This is a genomic window from Micromonospora sp. NPDC047738 (assembly GCF_040642675.1).
Lineage (GTDB): Bacteria > Actinomycetota > Actinomycetes > Mycobacteriales > Micromonosporaceae > Micromonospora.
In genome coordinates this window covers 101,480-117,785 of the sequence record NZ_JBEYSO010000009.1, presented here as the reverse complement: position 1 = coordinate 117,785, position 16,306 = coordinate 101,480, and the positions used below count along the sequence as shown (strand labels likewise).

Annotated in this window: 14 protein-coding genes and 1 pseudogene; 7 read left to right on the top strand and 8 right to left on the bottom strand. The window is 70.9% G+C overall.

Annotated features, from left to right (window positions below; genetic code table 11):
- Positions 1–96 precede the first annotated feature (96 nt).
- The 4 genes from abc-f to ABZ783_RS17050 all read left to right on the top strand — a co-directional run bounded on the left by abc-f (position 97) and on the right by ABZ783_RS17050 (position 5,177).
- A complete protein-coding gene (gene abc-f / locus ABZ783_RS17065; RefSeq protein WP_357438829.1) occupies positions 97–1,731 on the top strand; it encodes a ribosomal protection-like ABC-F family protein in 1,635 nt (544 codons plus the stop codon).
- A gap of 78 nt (positions 1,732–1,809) precedes the next feature.
- Entirely contained in the window at positions 1,810–3,513 is a 1,704-nt protein-coding gene (locus ABZ783_RS17060) for an ABC-F family ATP-binding cassette domain-containing protein (protein WP_357438826.1), read from the top strand.
- Between the two features lie 117 nt (positions 3,514–3,630).
- Positions 3,631–4,035 carry a YciI family protein gene (locus ABZ783_RS17055; RefSeq protein WP_357438823.1) on the top strand — a complete coding sequence of 135 codons (405 nt, stop codon included), beginning with the start codon at positions 3,631–3,633 and terminating at the stop codon, positions 4,033–4,035.
- Positions 4,032–5,177: a DUF6596 domain-containing protein gene (locus ABZ783_RS17050; RefSeq protein WP_357438821.1), complete on the top strand. Its 1,146-nt coding sequence runs from the start codon at positions 4,032–4,034 to the stop codon at positions 5,175–5,177. Before ABZ783_RS17055 ends, ABZ783_RS17050 begins: the two co-directional genes overlap by 4 nt.
- A gap of 152 nt (positions 5,178–5,329) precedes the next feature.
- Here the strand turns inward: ABZ783_RS17050 and ABZ783_RS17045 are convergent, their stop codons facing one another.
- The 8 genes from ABZ783_RS17045 to ABZ783_RS17010 form a co-directional block, all read right to left on the bottom strand.
- Entirely contained in the window at positions 5,330–5,869 is a 540-nt protein-coding gene (locus ABZ783_RS17045; RefSeq protein ID WP_357438818.1) for a DUF1062 domain-containing protein, read from the bottom strand.
- 450 nt (positions 5,870–6,319) lie between these two features.
- Entirely contained in the window at positions 6,320–6,838 is a 519-nt protein-coding gene (locus tag ABZ783_RS17040) for a DUF5946 family protein (protein ID WP_357438815.1), read from the bottom strand.
- 476 nt (positions 6,839–7,314) lie between these two features.
- Entirely contained in the window at positions 7,315–9,552 is a 2,238-nt protein-coding gene (helR, locus tag ABZ783_RS17035) for an RNA polymerase recycling motor ATPase HelR (protein WP_357438812.1), read from the bottom strand.
- Between the two features lie 231 nt (positions 9,553–9,783).
- Positions 9,784–10,251, bottom strand: coding sequence for an HNH endonuclease (locus tag ABZ783_RS17030; protein WP_357438809.1), 468 nt, complete (start codon positions 10,249–10,251; stop codon positions 9,784–9,786).
- A gap of 64 nt (positions 10,252–10,315) precedes the next feature.
- Positions 10,316–10,945, bottom strand: coding sequence for a maleylpyruvate isomerase family mycothiol-dependent enzyme (locus ABZ783_RS17025; RefSeq protein WP_357438807.1), 630 nt, complete (start codon positions 10,943–10,945; stop codon positions 10,316–10,318).
- Positions 10,946–11,075: 130 nt separating this feature from the next.
- Positions 11,076–11,360 (bottom strand): hypothetical protein, encoded by a 285-nt coding sequence (locus ABZ783_RS17020; protein ID WP_357438804.1) that lies wholly within the window; start codon positions 11,358–11,360, stop codon positions 11,076–11,078.
- Between the two features lie 44 nt (positions 11,361–11,404).
- A complete protein-coding gene (locus ABZ783_RS17015; protein WP_357438801.1) occupies positions 11,405–11,713 on the bottom strand; it encodes a hypothetical protein in 309 nt (102 codons plus the stop codon).
- Between the two features lie 75 nt (positions 11,714–11,788).
- Positions 11,789–12,823 carry a LacI family DNA-binding transcriptional regulator gene (locus tag ABZ783_RS17010; RefSeq protein ID WP_357438799.1) on the bottom strand — a complete coding sequence of 345 codons (1,035 nt, stop codon included), beginning with the start codon at positions 12,821–12,823 and terminating at the stop codon, positions 11,789–11,791.
- 281 nt (positions 12,824–13,104) lie between these two features.
- On the opposite strand from ABZ783_RS17010, the gene ABZ783_RS17005 reads away from it, so the two are divergent.
- From ABZ783_RS17005 to ABZ783_RS16995, 3 genes and pseudogenes are all read left to right on the top strand, one after another.
- Positions 13,105–14,055, top strand: a complete 951-nt coding sequence (locus ABZ783_RS17005; RefSeq protein WP_357438796.1) for a LamG-like jellyroll fold domain-containing protein — start codon at positions 13,105–13,107, stop codon at positions 14,053–14,055.
- A gap of 38 nt (positions 14,056–14,093) precedes the next feature.
- Complete coding sequence (locus tag ABZ783_RS17000; protein WP_357438793.1) at positions 14,094–16,202, top strand: PQQ-dependent sugar dehydrogenase; 2,109 nt, start codon at positions 14,094–14,096, stop codon at positions 16,200–16,202.
- 33 nt (positions 16,203–16,235) lie between these two features.
- Positions 16,236–16,306, top strand: a pseudogene (locus tag ABZ783_RS16995) (hypothetical protein); the annotation flags it as partial.

Below are 16,306 nucleotides of genomic sequence, written 5' to 3'. Positions count from 1 at the left end.
AAGCGCCGCCGACGTGGCCTTGCTGTCGTCCCCTCTTTCCCTGTCTGCCCCGGGGCAGAAGTGTCTTCCCTGCCCCCTCATCACGAGGTCACCTCCATGTCCGACGTCTCCATCGTCTGCTCGAACCTGTCCTTCGCCTGGCCCGACGACACTCCCGTCTTCCAGGACCTGTCCTTCACCGTCGGCTCCGGCCGCACCGGCCTCGTCGCGCCCAACGGCACCGGCAAGAGCACGCTGCTCAAGCTCATCGCCGGTGAACTACGGCCCGACACCGGGTCGGTCTCCGTGACCGGCACCCTCGGCTACCTCCCGCAGAGCCTCCCCCTGACCGGCGACCTCACGGTCGCCGAGGTGCTGGGCGTCGCCGCGATCATCCAGGCCATCGACGCCGTGGAGTCCGGGGACGTCGACGAGAACCACTTCACCACCATCGGCGACGACTGGGACATCGAGGAACGCACCCGCGCCCAGCTCGACCGTCTCGGTCTGGCCGACCTCGCCCTGGACCGCAGCCTGAGCACCCTCAGCGGCGGCCAGGTCATCTCCCTCGGTCTCGCCGCCCAGTTGCTGAAGCGGCCCGACGTGCTGCTGCTCGACGAGCCCACCAACAACCTCGACCTCGACGCCCGGCACAAGCTCTACGACGTGCTGGAGGACTTCAACGGCTTGCTGCTCCTGGTCAGTCACGACCGCGCCCTGCTCGACCGCATGGAACGCATCGCCGAACTCGACCGCGGCGAACTGCGCTTCTACGGCGGCAACTTCACCGAGTACGAGGAGACCGTGCGGGCGGAGCAGGAAGCCGCCGAGAAGCACGTCCGCAACGCCGAGCAGGAGCTGAAGCGGGAGAAGCGGGAGATGCAGCAGGCCCGCGAGCGCGCCGAACGCCGGCAGAGCAACGCCGCCCGCAACCTGAAGAGCGCCGGCCTGCCCCGGATCTTCGCCGGCACCATGAAGCGGGGCGCGCAGGAGTCCGCGGGCCGGGCGGGCCAGATGCACGCCAACCGGGTCAGCGAGGCGAAGGCCCGGCTGGACGAGGCCGGGCGTGCGCTGCGCGAGGAACAGAGCATCACGCTGGCCCTGCCGGACACCGACGTGCCCGCCGGACGCACCCTGTTCCTCGGCGAGCAGCTCCGCGTCCGCCTCGGCGACCGGGACGTGTTCGCCGGCCAGGGCGTCGACCTGACCGTCCGAGGCCCGGAGCGCATCGCGCTGACCGGTCCCAACGGTGCCGGCAAGAGCACCCTGCTGCGCCTGATCAACGGCGACCTGACACCGCAGAGCGGCGAGATCAAGCGGGCCGACGGCCGCATCGCCTACCTCTCGCAGCGCCTCGACCTGCTGGACGTGGACCGTACGGTCGCCGAGAACTTCGCCGACTACGCCCCGGAGCGGCCGGAGGCCGAGCGGATGAACCTGCTCGCCCGCTTCCTCTTCCGGGGGCCCCGCGCCCATCTGCCCGTCGGGGTGCTCTCCGGAGGCGAGCGGCTGCGCGCCACGCTGGCCTGTGTGCTGTGCGCGGAACCAGCTCCGCACCTGCTGCTTCTGGACGAGCCGACGAACAACCTCGACTTGGTCAGCGCGGGCCAGTTGGAGAGCGCCCTGAACTCGTACCAGGGGGCCTTCGTGGTGGTCAGCCACGACGAACGGTTCCTGCGCGACATCGGCGTGAACCGGTGGCTGCGGCTGGCCGACGGCGTGCTGAAGGAGACGGGGGCCCCTGAGGTGTGAACCGCCGGCGTGTCGACCTGGCCCGTGTCCGAGGCATCCGCCCCGCGGGCCGCGCACCGATCACGTTGGACGGATCCCATGCCTCAGCCCGCTCTGCTCGCCCACGACCTCGTCCACACCCTCGGCGACCGACGGGTGCTCGACGGTGTCTCCCTGACCGCCTCGCCCGGGCACCGCATCGGGCTGATCGGGGAGAACGGCGTCGGCAAGTCGACCCTGCTACGCCTGCTGGCCGGGACGGACCAGCCCCACGCCGGCAGCGTCACGCGCCCACCCGACCTGGGCTTTCTCCAGCAGGAGATGCCCTACGACACCGACGCGACAATCGCCGACGTACTCGACGACGCCCTGCGCGAGGCCAGGGAGGACCTGGCCGAGCTGGACCGGCTCACCGATCAGCTCGCGCGGACCGCGCAGGACGCGCCCGAGTACCCCGGCCTGCTCGACGCGTACGGCGTCCGGCTCGAACAGGCCCAGGAACGGGAGGCCTGGGACGCCGACCGGCGGGCCGCGCTCGTGCTCGACGGCCTCGGCCTCGGCAGCGTCGGCCATGACCGGACGCTCGGGTCGCTGTCGGGCGGGCAGCGCGGCCGGCTCGCGCTGGCCGCGCTGCTGGTCCGGCGGCCCGCCGCGCTGCTGCTGGACGAACCGACCAACCATCTCGACGACCGTGCCGCCGGCTTCGTCGAGGAGCAACTGCGCACCCTGCCCGGGGTCGTCGTGGTGGCCAGCCACGACCGGGCCTTTCTGGACGCCGTGTGCACGGACCTGATCGACCTCGACCCCGCGATGCAGGGCCCGGTCCGCTACGGCGGCAACTACAGCGCCTACCTGGCCGAGAAACGTGCCGAGCGGGACCGCTGGGAGCGCCGCTGGGCCGAGGAACAGGAGGAACTGGCGGCGCTGCGGGTCTCTGCCGAGGTCACCGCGCACCGGGTCGCACCGGACCGGGGGCCGCGCGACAACGAGAAGATGGGCTACGGCCATCGCGCCGGCCGGGTGCAGAGCCAGATCTCCCGCCGGGTGCGCAACGCCATCCGCCGCCTGGAGGAGCTGGAGCGCTCCCAGGTCGGCGAGCCGCCGAAGCCCCTGCGGTTCGAGAGCACGGCACTCGCCGCACCCGCGGCGGAAGGCGATGGTCCGCTGGTGTCCCTGGCTGACGTACGGGTGCCGGGCCGGCTCGCACCGGTGAGTGCGCAGGTGTCGGCGACCGACCGTCTGCTGGTCACCGGGGGGAACGGGGCGGGCAAGTCGACCCTGCTGGCCGTGCTCGCCGGGCGGCTCACACCCGAGGGTGAGGTGCGGCGGCGGCGCGGGTTGACCGTGGGACTGCTCGCCCAGAACACCGTATTCGACCGGCCGGAGCGGTCCGTCCGGGCCACCTATGAGCTGGCGCTGGGCGCCGAGCGGGCCGAGGCGGTGCCGCTGGGCTCGCTGGGCCTGATGCACGAGGCGGACCTGGACAAGCCGGTCGGCCGGCTCTCGGTGGGGCAGCGCCGACGTCTCGCGCTGGCGCTGCTGGTGGCGCGACCGCCGCAGTTGCTGCTGCTCGACGAACCCACCAACCACCTGTCGCCGCGCCTGTGCGACGAGTTGGAGGCGGCGCTGGGCGGCGGCCCCGGCGCGATCGTGCTGGCCAGCCACGACCGCTGGCTGCGCAAGCGCTGGCAGGGGCGGGAGATCCGGCTCGGCTCCGACCACGAGCGCTTGGACAGTGCGGGTCACAAGCTGCTCGCCCGCGTAACGCCGCCACACCCGCAGGGAGCCGGCCGGAACGGATAGCAGAGTCTGCCCGGGTGTCCCGGATCGTTGTCGTGTCGGGTGTCGAGAATGTGGCGCTGGCTCCGTCCCAGGGACACGAGCGGCCACGACGGGCCGCGCGGGAAGAAGGAGGACACCATGAAGTACCTGCTGCTGAAGCACTACCGCGGCGCCCCGGCTCCGGTCAACGACGTGCCGATGGACCAGTGGACGCCGGAGGAGGTCGACGCGCACGTGCAGTTCATGCGCGACTTCGCTGCCCGCTTGGAGGGGACGGGTGAGTTCGTCGACGGACAGGCACTGTCGCCCGAGGGCGCGTTCGTGCGGTATGACGGCGAGGGGCGCCCACCGGTGACCGATGGTCCGTTCGCCGAGACCAAGGACCTCATCGCCGGCTGGATGGTCATCGACGTGGAGTCCTGGGACCGCGCGGTCCAGCTGGCGGGGGAGCTGTCCGCCGCTCCCGGGGCCGGCGGCGAGCCGATCCACGAGTGGCTCGAGGTGCGACCGTTTCTCACCGAGTTGCCCACGGTGACCGAGTGAACGAGTCGTTGCTGCGGGAACTCGTGCCCGCGGTGATCGGTGTCCTCGTCCGGCGCGGAGCTGACTTCGCGTCGGCCGAGGATGCCGTGCAGGAGGCCCTGATCCGGGCGCTGGACACCTGGCCGGATGATCCACCGCGCGATCCGAAGGCATGGCTCGTCGCCGTCGGGTGGCGCAGGTTCCTCGACGCCGCCCGTGCCGAGGCGTCGCGGCGGGGGCGGGAACTCGCCGTGGAGGTCGAGCCTCCCGCCGGTCCGGCGCCCGCCACCGACGACACGCTGCGGCTCTACTTTCTGTGTGCGCACCCCACCCTGCCGCCAGCCTCGGCCGTCGCCTTGACGCTGCGCGCGGTCGGTGGCCTGACCACGCGGCAGATCGCGGCGGCATACCTCGTTCCCGAGGCGACCATGGCGCAGCGGATCAGCCGGGCCAAGCGGCGGATCGCGGGGCTGCCGCTGGACCAGCCCGGCGATCTCGGGACGGTGCTACGGGTGCTCTACCTCGTCTTCAACGAGGGGTACGGCGGAAACGTCGACCTGGCGGCCGAGGCGATCCGCCTCACCCGCCAGCTCGTCGCCTTGACCGACGAGCCCGAGGTCGCGGGGCTGCTCGCGCTCATGCTGCTGCACCATGCGCGCCGCGCGTCCCGCACCGGCCCGGGAGGTCGGCTGGTGCCGCTCGGTGAGCAGGACCGATCGCGTTGGGACACCGGCCTGATCACCGAGGGGGTGACGATTCTGCAGGCCGCGCTGGCCCGCGACCGGCTGGGCGAATACCAGGCACAGGCCGCGATCGCCGCCCTGCACGCGGACGCCCGGAGCACCTCCGAGACGGACTGGGTGCAGATCGTGGAGTGGTACGACGAACTGCTGCTCCTCACCAACAGCCCGGTGGTGCGGCTCAACCGCGCAGTGGCCGTCGGGGAGGCCGACGGACCGCAGGCCGGCCTGGTGGCGCTGGCTCACGTGAACCCCGACCTGCCCCGTCACGCCGCGGTGACGGCATACCTGCACGAACGTGCCGGCGACCTCGAGCACGCCGCCGAACTTTATGCCGAGGCCTCCCGCGCCGCTACCAGCGTGCCGGAGCGCGACCACCTCACTCGAGAGGCCGCCCGGGTGCGGCAACTGCTGCGTCCGTGAGTGCGGCATGGGGGTTGAGGCACATCGGAACGGTAGCCGGCGGTGAGCCTTTCGAGGGCCTTGTGACCTCGAGTTGCTTGGTGCCAGAGCAGCGGTCGCGGCTTCGGGGAATGTAGCCGGGCGGGCCGGGTGCCCGCCCGGCTACATTCCCGCTAGTCCCCGGCCATCACGGTGAAGGTGAATCCGGCGCTCGTCGGACGGCGCAGCGGAATATCGCACTTGATCCGGCGCAGTGCCTCGTTCCTGCTGAGGCCGAGCCCTTGCGCGATGAGCCGTTCTGGGCGTACCGGTACCGGATCCTCGAAGACGACGTCCACCTGGACCGGCCACGCCTCGTCGAGCCAGGCCGACGGGGTGTCCAGCCGCCAGGCCCCTGTCCAGTCCAGGGTGAAGCGGTTGCGCCGGGCGAGCAGCGGATCCAACAGCCTGGACGCCACCAGTTCCGGATCGTTGACGCTGTAGCCGTGGAGCTCGGGCGGATCGAAGGATCTGACCGGCGCTCGCTCGTGCACCGTGAGCTTGCTCGTCCGATTGCAGGATACGCAGCGGACCAGCAGCCACACGTCCAGCAGCTTGCCGTTGGCGTTGACGCGGAACCTGCCCTCGCCGGTGGTGGCCGACTCCGACCGGCAGTCCACGCACTGCAACGACAGCAGAGGCAGCCTGGTCCGACGAACGACCCAGGGCAGCACGGTATGAGGTTGTGAAGACATGATCTTTCTAGACCTGATCTCTCTAGACCTGACACGAGGCCGATGACGCGCGGCCTCAAACGCTGTATGACCGGGCGCACAAGGGCAGCCCGGCGGACCGACGGGAGCGTCGGCTACAGGTGAGTGGAAGAAGGTGTCAGGTCTAAAGAGCAGGCGGGGTCACGCGGTTTTGTCCTCTGTCCTCATTGCGACGGGCCGCAGGCAACCTACGGGGACGCGGAACGACGGCTCAAACGGTTTTCCGAACGAAGCTTCCTCAGCGCTACCGGGACCCCTCAGTGGCAGACAGATAGCGGAGGTAGCCCGTCAGCAGCGCGGGCATCTGGTCGACGTGCGCTGCCAGGCGCGTGCTCTCGCTGGTGTGTGCGCTGAGGCCCTGACCGGCGGCGCGGATGAATCCCCGTCCATCGCGCATGACTCGGCGTTCGTTCACTCCGAGCGTCCGGTGACCCGGCGAGGGACGAGCAGATGGTTCCAGGCCCGGACCTGGGTGTGGTGGTCCGACCAGGCGTCCCACACCGAGCGAGCCCACTCAGCGGCCAGGGCCGCGTGCTGGCTGTGTGGCGCCGCGAGGAGGTGCCGGTGCGTCAGGACTCCATCGAGATCCGGTGTCGCCAGGGGCGTGAAGATGTCCGGATGATTCCGCATCATCTCCTGGTGCATGGTCGACCCTTCCGAGACCGGCTGCCCGCACTCGAGGTAGAGGTCCATGGTCATCAGGCACAGCGCGGTGGTCTGCACCCCGATCCGGGTGCTCGGGTCCGCATGCAGGCACGCGTAGGCATCGACGACATACTGCCTGTACGCCAGCAGGTCCGGCGCGTAGAACGCGGCCTGCACCGCCCCGGCCTCGGCCACGCACTCCCCGGCCGCAGCCCGGTTGGGCACGACCGGCAGGCCTCGGTCGGTGTGGGTCAGGCCGCATCCGGGGCAGGTGATCAGGCTCATGTCGTCTCCAAGGGCGCAACGCGTCGAGGGTCTGGACGTACGGTGGCGCGTCCGGGTCACGTGCTGCCCCGCCTGCCGCCGACGTTGACGTGCGCGTCCGGTGCCTCATCGGGCCTCCAACAGGGCGTCGGTCCACACCCGGTACGAGGCCCCCACAGCCACAACGTTCCATGGCAAGGAACGTAGAGCCGCCCGTCGCGTGAGGGTCAACCCCATCCATCCCCAACGGAGTCGGCGCGTTTGGTGGCACGTTCGTTGGCGGAGCCCTCCACCCACCGGCCCGGATTATCGGATTGTAGTTACCAGTAATCCATTAATAGAAACCGACAGATCCGGACAAGATGCTGCTACATCATAATGACAGTTCTTTGGCGTAATGAATGAGGCTGCTGTAAATCCGACCTCCCATCAGGGGTGCCGGCCTGGGCACGCCTGGCCGTTACAGGGCCGCCGATCAAGCCCAGGCCGACACGTGGTCAGGGTCTGGTGAGGATGACGAGTTGCTGGGTCGCCCGGGTCATCGCGACATAGCGGTCGACCGCGCCTTCGACGCCGTTGCCGAATCCCTCGGGGTCGACGAGGACGACCAGGTCGAACTCCAGCCCCTTCGACAGCTCCGGCGTCAGCGACCGGACGCGGGACGTCGCCCGGAACGCGGGATCGCCGATGACACACGCGATCCCGTCGGCGTGCGCGGCGAGCCAGGTGTCAAGGATCGAACCCAGATCCGAAACAGATCCGTGTACGACGGGGACGTCGCCGCTGCGGACGGAGGTCGGCACGTTGGCGTCCGGGAGCACGGCCCGGATGACCGGCTCGGCTTCCGCCATGACCTCTTTCGGCGTCCGGTAGTTGATGCTCAGCGAGGCCAGGTTGATCCGGTCGAACCCGATCCGCTCGAGCCGCTCCTGCCACGACTCCGTGAACCCGTGCCTGGCCTGGGCGCGGTCCCCGACGATGGTGAAGCTGCGGGACGGGCAGCGGAGCAGCAACATCTGCCACTCCGCGTCGGTCAGTTCCTGCGCCTCGTCGACGACGATGTGCGCGAACGGGCCGGCGAGCACATCCGGGTCGTGGGCGGGCGGCGGCGCGACGCCGTCGGCCAGGGCGTCCTGCAGGTCCCCTTGGTGCAGCATGGTCATCAGGCCCTCGCCGTCGTCGTACGCGGCGGAGGCGATCAGGTCGTCGACGACCTGGGCCATCTGCTCGCGTCCGACGGAGGCGGCGGCGTCATGCCGGCGCCGGCGCTCAGCGGCCTCCGCATCGCCGAGCCGCTGCCGCGCGGCGTCCAGCAACGGCAGGTCAGAAACCGTCCAGGCCTGGGCGTCCGCGCGCTGGAGCTTACGGATGTCGTCCGTGCTGAGCCAGGGGGCGCATCTGCGCAGGTAGGCGGGTACCGACCAGAGGTCTCCGACGACGTCGGCCGCGTCGAGCAGCGGCCACGCGCGGTGGAAGACCGCGCGCAGTTCCCGGTTCCGCTCCATCGACGCGCGGAACCGGGCCTCCGGCTCGTCGCCGTCGTACTTCTCGAGCAGGATCGTGAGCAGCGCGTCCCAGATCTGCTCGCGCGCCTCGTTGTGCGGCGTGCCCGGATCCGGCGCCTCGAACGCCTCCGCCCAGTCGTCGGCGCTCAGCCGGATCTCGGACCACTCGGTCGCGACCGTCATCCCCTTCGCGGGCGGCTCCTCGTAGAACCGTACGGCCGCCTCGATCGCCTTGACCATGTCGGCGGACGACTTCAGCGCGGCCACCTCCGGGTCGACCTCGATCCTGGCTGCGGCGCCCTCGGGGACGAGGTCCCGCAGTGTGCAGGTCTGCACGTCCTCCTCGCCGAGGCTGGGGAGGACGTCGGAGACGTACGCCAGGTAGGGCTGGTGCGGGCCGACGAACAGCACGCCGCCCCGGCGGTGACCGAGGCGAGGGTCGGAGTAGAGGAGGTACGCAGTGCGGTGCAGGGCGACGACGGTCTTCCCCGTACCGGGGCCGCCGTCGATGACGAGAGCGCCGGCGGATCCCGCGCGGATGATGGCGTCCTGGTCGGCCTGGATGGTGCCGAGCACGTCCCGCATCCGGGCCGACCGGTTGCCGCCCAGGCTGGCGATGAAGGCGGACTGGTCGTCGAGCGCGGCGTGCCCTTCGAACCCGTCCGGGGTGAACACCTCGTCCCAGTAGTCGGTGATCCGGCCGCGGGTCCAGCGATACCTGCGGCGGCTCGCCAGACCCATGGGGTTGGCGTGGGTCGCCGCGAAGAACGGCTCGGCCGCGGGGGACCGCCAGTCGACCAGCAGCCGGCGACCCGCGCCGTCCGTGAGGCCGAGTCGTCCGACGTACCCGGGCTCGGGGTCGTCCGCACTGACCATGCGGCCCAGGCACAGGTCCCGGCTGAAGCGGCGCAGGGCGCGCAGGCGAGCGGTCAGCCGGTGGATCGCCTGGTCCCGGTCCAGCGCCTGCCGGCCTTTGCCGCCGGGCGCCTTGAGTTCGGCATCGAGACGGCCGGACAGGTCGGCGATCGTCTGCTCAAGGCTCTCCGCGATGGCCGCGAAATGCTGCTCGTCGCCGGCGATGAGCGCCGGGTCGGCCTTGGGGGAGAGGTGGTCGGGAAGATCAAACGCGCTGGTGGTCAGCGGGGTCACGTCATCAGCTCCGATCTGAGGCCGCAGCCGTCGTCGTGGTGCCCGCGCAATACGTCGACGCACGCATTTCGCGGTTCCCATTTCGTCAAGTTCTGGCCTCGGCCGGCGATTCTGCGGCACGACCCGGGTCTTGCCGCAAGCCCCCCAGTGCGCTATATGTTGATAGTGGCAGGGAGTAGGTGCTCTCCCTGCTTTTCTGTTATCGCCCCCGGTGGATGGGCCATCTCCCCGCGAAGCGGCAGCATTCTGCGCGACGGCATCGCCAAGAGCGTCAGCGAGCGTTCTCCACCCAGCTGGGTGCAGGTCCGCTTGTCAATCCGTTGGGCGGCCGTAGCTGGCGCGGGCCTCCGCCACCTGGCGGGCTTGCCGGTCGCGCCACCGCTTCTGCGCATCGCTGTTGCAGCGCCGGCAGACCTTGCGATAGCGGCCGGTCCGGGGATCGATCTCGCGGTCGTGTCCGTTGCGGCACTGCGGTTGCTGTTTCCGGTTGCCACGGTTCTCGCCATGACCGACCTGACGCAGGTGGGTGGGCTCGATACAGTCCGGCACGCCGCAGACGTGGTGAACATCCAGCGCCGGGTCGTAGCCGCCGACGAAGACGACGAACGCGGCGATGTGTGCCCACGCCCGACCCGCCACCTTCTGATATACGCCGCGCTGGTTGCCGTAGCCGCGCACGACGAGGCAACCGTCTTCCGTGCGGGCTGAGCGGTCGCGCAGGTACGTCCGGAGCGTTTCCTCGGTGAAGTGGCGAGACAAGCCCTTGATCTGCGACAGCACGTCGTGAGGGTAGAGGGCTCCGCTGACTTCGGTCGCTCGCGCGTGAGTCGGCGTACTCAGGCGCTCACCGGGTCGAGCGGGCGCGCAGGATCTCCGCACCCTCGCCGGCCAACTCGGGCAGGACGACCAGTCGCCCGGTGAGGGCCAGCAACAACGCCTCCACCGTGCCGCGGACCTCCGGCCCGTCACCCCGGGCCCAGTCCAGGTCGGTGGCCGCGAACCGCAGCCCGGCCCGGAGCCGGCGCGGCCCGAACGCCACCGACCGGCGGCTGACCAGGAAGTCGAGCGAGGTCCGGGCGTGATCCGGGTCGAGCTCGGGCGGCAGGCCGAGTGGGCGGCGTACGTCCTGGCCATGCACCTGCAGGTCGGTGAGCTGGCCGAAGAGGCCGACCACGGGCGGCTTGAACGGGTTGCGTTCGTTGCGGCGCAGCTCGGCCACCACTTCGGCGGTCGGCCGCCGGGCGATCCTGCGGGCCAACTCGGCGTTGGCCCGGTGCAGGTTGAAGCGGCTACGCAGGATCAGCGGCAGGAACCAGCGGGGAGGCGTGGCGAACGGGGCGATCAGGTGGCCGGCCACCTCCTTGACCGTCCACTCTCCGCAGAGGCTGGGCGTGTCCAACTGTTCCGGCGTCAGCGAGTCGATCAGGTCGGCGAACCGGCGTCGTTCCGCCGCGACCATGTCCAGAAGAGCCACCCCGGCGACGCTACCGGCACACCGCACCGCACGCCGCCCCGGTGTCCGGCCGCCCAACCTTCAAGCCAGGTCGGGTTTGAACGTGCGCCGGGGCGGCCTCGCGCCGCGAGGCCGCCCCGGGACTGCACCCTCACCGCTCGGTGCGGTCTTCGATCTCGGTACCGGACTCCTCGGGCAGGGCACCGATCGCCTGCTCGGCGGCACGGCCGCCGGTGCTCTCGTCACCCAGGTTGAGGTCGCTGCGGGGCATGCCCTCCACCCCGGCGGCGATGCCGGTGCCGTCCGTTGGGCCGGCGGTGCGGGAATCACCGGTACGGCCCCGCGCCACACCGCGTTCGTCCAGGCGCTGGTGCGCGGTCTCGCCCCCCAGGTGATCGGCTCGGGACTTCGCCACGCGCTTGATGTCGTCGCTCATGTCGCCTCCCGTGTGCTGGCTGTCGAGCTGGCCGGCGGTGCCGGTCAGCGGCCGATGGCCGGCCGACCCGGGCCGGGCGGGCCCGGTCGTGGCGCCGCCGTCTGGGCAGCCGGACCACCCGAGGACTCGCGGCGACCCACCCCCTGGCCGTGGTGTATGCCCTCGTCCGTGCCCGGATCGCCGGGATCGGCCAGGCTGGTGTCGATCGGCCCGCCGGTCGGTTCGGACAGGCCGGCCCGGCGCAGCGCGGTGACGAGCTCGTCGTGTGACATCCGCTCGCCACCCGGGATCCCGGCGGCGTACGCGATGGCGCGCAGCGTCGCCAGGTCCTCATCCACGAAAGATTCGGCCATGCCGGTGCCTTCCCGGGGCTCGGGCCGGGAAACCCGCCGCCGCCGGTTTGTCGCCGTATCGCGTGCCCGGCCCGGTCAGCCGGCCGGCGCGGGGCCGGTCGAGTCGCGGACGACCAGGGTGTGGCCGGTGGGCCGGCGGCGGGGGCGGGTCGACCTGGGCTTGAGGGCGAGGGTGAGGGCCATCCGTCCCATTTCGGTCATCGGCAGGCGTACCGTGGTGAGGCTCGGGGCGAGGTCGGCGGCGACCGACACGTCGTCGAAGCCGACCACCGACATTCGTTCGGGCACCGGGATGCGCCGGGCCCGCAGGATGGACAGCACGCCGATCGCCATCGCGTCGTTGAGCGCGATGATCGCGGTGCTGTCCGGATGCTGGTGCAGGATCCGCTCGGCGGCCACCCGGCCACCGTCGCGGGTGAAGTCGGAGTGCACGACGGGCAGTTCGTCGAGCGAGAGCCCGTGCGCGGACAGCGCGGCGGCGACCCCGGCGAGCCGGTCGGCCACCGTGGTCAGTCCCGGCGTGCCGGCGGCCACGGCGATCCGCCGGTGGCCGAGTCCCAGCAGGTGTGCGCCGATCGCCCGGCCGCCGGCCTCGTTGTCGGGTGCGACGGCGTCGACGCCGAGGGCGTGCCGGCCGATGACGGCGACCCGGCCGCCGGCGCGCTGGAACGCGGCGAGTTCGGTGCGCGCCTCGCCCTCCACGCGCGGGTCGTCGTAGCCGGACCCGGCGATCAGGATGATGCCCACCTGCTGAGCGATGAGGTGCCGCAGCTGGCGCAGCTCATTCTCGGGGTCGCGGCCGGAGTGGGCGATCTGGACCAGCAGCCCCTCCTCGGCGGCGACCTCGACGACCCCGCTGGCGATCTCCGAGAAGTAGGGGTCGTCGATCTGGTGGACGATCAGGCCGACCGTGGAGCTGGCACCGCCGGCGAGGGTGCGGGCGTACGGGTTGGCGACGTAGCCGAGCTCGCGGGAGACCTGCCGGACCCGGTCGGCGACCTCCTCGCTGACGCCCTCGCGGCCGGCCAGGGCGCGGGAGGCGGTCGCCAGCGATACGCCGGCGCGTTCCGCCACGTCGACGAGGCGTAGCCGCGCACCGGGTTTGGGCATCCACGAACTCCTGACGTCACATTGATCCGCACCGGGCTCTTGCCTGTGGCGTAAGGCACAGCATAGAGTACGAAAGCGCTTTCGTAAGCGCTTTCGTACGTGCGGCACCGCCACTGCCCGACCGCCGTCCGGCGAGCGTCACCTCGCCCGGCCAGCGGCCCGGGCGGCCCTCAGTCCTGTCCAGACGTACCTCCAACTTCAGCGACCGGAGTACGGTCCCGCGCCTCACGTAAGCGCTTTCGTCAGCGACCACCACGCACCGACGAACGGAGCACCGTCCAATGAGAAGAAGCAGAAGGGCAGCCATCGCGGCCACCGCCCTGCTGGGCCTGGCCCTGACCGCCAGCGCGAGCCCCGCCCAGGCCGACCGGCCCGGCCCGCACGACGTCCACCCCGCCCTGTGGTCGCATCTGGTCGCGTTCTACGACTTCGACCACCCGATGCCCGGCGACGCCGCGCTCGAACGGGACCTCGGCCGCTCGAGCACCGAGATCGAACTGGTCAACGGCGGCGCGGACATGCGGGTGCCCGACCAGGCGTACAAGAACAGCGGCAACGCGTTGCAGACCCGGCAGGTCAACCCGGAGGCCGCCGGCAACGACGACTGGAAGGCCGGCACCTGGTCGTCCAGCGGCGTACGGACGCTGCGCGCGTTCAGCGGCGCCGAGGGTACGACGGTGATGGGCTGGTTCAAGCGGGAGATGGACGGCCCGGCACCGAACTCCACCACCGCCAACCCCACCGACCGGTACAACGCGATCGGCCTGGCCGGCGTGCTGACCGGCGACTCCGACGGGCACGGTGTGCGGGCCCTGCTCGAGCTGATCGACGTCAACGGCGAGCTGCGCCTGGTCGCGCTCGGCCGGCGCCTCGACGGCGGATCCTCGCAGACGTTCGCGGCGAGTGAGGACTGGCGCACCCTGCTGCCGAAGGGGGAGTGGGTGCACCTCGCCGCCACCTACGACTTCACCACCGGCACCATGGCGCTCTACCGCAACGGCGAGCCGGTCGACGGCTTCTACACCGTCGCCGGTGACCCGTGGAAGGTGTCCGGGCCCGGCCCGCACGTCACCAGCGCCACCGACCCGCGCGGCATCAAGATCGGCGGGAGCTTCCCGCAGAACAACCTCGAGCGCAACCCGTGCGACTGCCGCATGGACGGGCTCATGTTCCTCGACAGCGTGATCCCGGCGAGCGACATCGCCAAGCAGTACCGCTACATGGCCCGCTGACCGTTCCTCGGTCCGTCCCACCGAGAAGGAGAACCCGCGTGTTCATTCGCGCTGGCAGCACCGGCAGGCTCCGCAGAGCCGCCCTCACCGCCGGGGTCACTGCCGCCACCCTCGTCCTGTCCACCCTGGTCGCCGGACCCGCCCGGGCCGCCGGCGCCGTCTACGACCCGATCCCCGAATCGCCGATCCAGTCCCAGCTGGGGCTGGTGCTGGAGGAGTACGCCAGCTTCCCGCAGTCGAACCCGAACCCGGCCCCCGTCGACCAGCGGCTGGTCCGCAAGGCCCGGATCAACACCATCAACGAACTGCCCGACGGCTCCGGCCGTCGCGCCGTGCCGGACCTCAACGGCAACCTCTACTTCGTCGAGAACGGCGTGCCGCACGTCTACCTCGACGTGGCCGCGACCTTCGCGCCGCAGTTCTTCTCCGGCCGTGGCCTCGGCCAGGGCTTCGGGTACGTCGCGTTCCACCCGGACTTCGCGCGCAACGGCCGCTTCTACACCATCCACACCGAGCAGGCCTCGCTCGCCACCCGGACCCCGGACTACGCCCAGCCGAACACCATCTACCAGGGCGTCATCACCGAGTGGACGGCCACCGACCCGGCCGCCGACACCTTCTCCGGCACCCACCGCGAGCTGCTGCGCATCGGCTTCGGCGGCCAGATCCACGGCATCCAGGAGATCAACTTCAACCCGACCGCGAAGCCGGACGACGCGGACTACGGCATGCTCTACCTCGCGGTCGGTGACGGCGGGCAGGGCTACCGCAACGGCGACCCGCAGAACATGGGCATGCCGCACGGCAAGCTGCTGCGGATCGACCCGCAGGGCACCAACGCGCCCAACGGCCGGTACGGGATCCCGGCCGACAACCCGCTCGTCGGTCGGGACGGCGCACTCGGCGAGATCTACGCGGTGGGCTTCCGCGACCCGCACCGGTTCAGCTGGGACCGGGCCACCGGCCGGATGTTCCTCGGCCACATCGGCGAGCACGCCATCGAGTCGATCTACGAGGTTCGGGCCGGGGACAACTTCGGCTGGAGCGAGCGCGAGGGCTCGTGGGTCTTCGACAAGACCGCGACCAAGCCCTGCGACAAGCTCTACCCGCTGCCGGCCGACGACGCGAAGTACGGCTACACGTACCCGGTCGCCGCGTACGACCACAACCCGGCCCCGGGCTGGAACTGCACCTCCGACGTGGGCGTCGCGGTGGCGGGCGGCTTCGTCTACCGCGGTCACACCCTGCCGGCCCTGATCGGCAAGTACGTCTTCGGTGACCTCGTCGACGGCCAGATCCTCTACACCCAGGCGGACGAGATGCGCCGCGGCGAGGGTCTCGCCCCGATCCACCGGCTCGCCCTCTACACCACCGCCGGCGACCTGGTACGCATGCGGGACCTGTCCAGCCCGGGTGCGCCCGGCGACCCGAACCGGGTCGACCTGCGCTTCGGTACCGACGCGGCCGGCGAGCTCTACATCGTGGCCAAGGCCAACGGGAAGATCTGGAAGGTGGTCGGCACCAAGAAGGTGGCGAAGGGCGACGTGGGCAAGACCAAGGTCGTCCACACCGGCGGCGCCGAGAACTGGACCCCGGTGACCCCGTCGAAGTGGCAGTTCGACGGCGACCAGGTGATCCTCGCCGAGGCCGGCGTGAGCCGCCCCGGCCCGCGCCGCCCGTTCGAGTACGCCCTCCTCAACAAGGGCCCGTCGGCCTGGTCGTCGGTGCAGATCGACGCCCGGGTACGCCTCGACACGCCCGTGGAGGTCAGCAACCGGGACATCATCATCGTCTTCGGCTGGCAGTCGGACACGCAGTACTACTACGCGCACCTGTCGACCGACAACACGATCTACCCGCACAACGGCATCTTCAAGGTCAACAACGCCGACCGGGAACGCATCGACCACCAGTGGAACGGCCGCTCCCGCGGCGCCAACCCGGCGATCACCGACGCCGACTGGCACAAGGTGCGGGTCGTGCACCTGCCCGCCACCGGTGAGATCGCCGTCTACGTCGACAACGCCAAGGACCCGCTGCTGACCGCGAAGGACACCACCTTCGGCTCCGGTCGGGTGGGCTTCGGCTCGTTCGACAACATCGGCCGTACCCGTCTCTTCACGGTCACCGGTACGCCGGCGGCCTGACCAACGCACAGCCCGGGGGGCGGCGGCGCATCCGACAGCCAGCACCTCTACGGGAACGCGGCCGACCTGACCTCGCGTACCTCGTCGCTGTGCCGGATCGCCCG

Excerpts from the sequence above, each read along its gene's own strand:
- helR (WP_357438812.1), bottom strand. The coding sequence starts at position 9,552 with ATGGGAACCGCGAAATGCGTGCGTCGACGTATTGCGCGGGCACCACGA.
- ABZ783_RS17020 (WP_357438804.1), bottom strand. The coding sequence starts at position 11,360 with ATGAGCGACGACATCAAGCGCGTGGCGAAGTCCCGAGCCGATCACCTG.
- ABZ783_RS17040 (WP_357438815.1), bottom strand. The coding sequence starts at position 6,838 with ATGAGCCTGATCACCTGCCCCGGATGCGGCCTGACCCACACCGACCGA.
- ABZ783_RS17005 (WP_357438796.1), top strand. The coding sequence starts at position 13,105 with ATGAGAAGAAGCAGAAGGGCAGCCATCGCGGCCACCGCCCTGCTGGGC.
- ABZ783_RS17010 (WP_357438799.1), bottom strand. The coding sequence starts at position 12,823 with ATGCCCAAACCCGGTGCGCGGCTACGCCTCGTCGACGTGGCGGAACGC.
- ABZ783_RS17060 (WP_357438826.1), top strand. The coding sequence starts at position 1,810 with ATGCCTCAGCCCGCTCTGCTCGCCCACGACCTCGTCCACACCCTCGGC.
- ABZ783_RS17055 (WP_357438823.1), top strand. The coding sequence starts at position 3,631 with ATGAAGTACCTGCTGCTGAAGCACTACCGCGGCGCCCCGGCTCCGGTC.
- ABZ783_RS17015 (WP_357438801.1), bottom strand. The coding sequence starts at position 11,713 with ATGGCCGAATCTTTCGTGGATGAGGACCTGGCGACGCTGCGCGCCATC.
- abc-f (WP_357438829.1), top strand. The coding sequence starts at position 97 with ATGTCCGACGTCTCCATCGTCTGCTCGAACCTGTCCTTCGCCTGGCCC.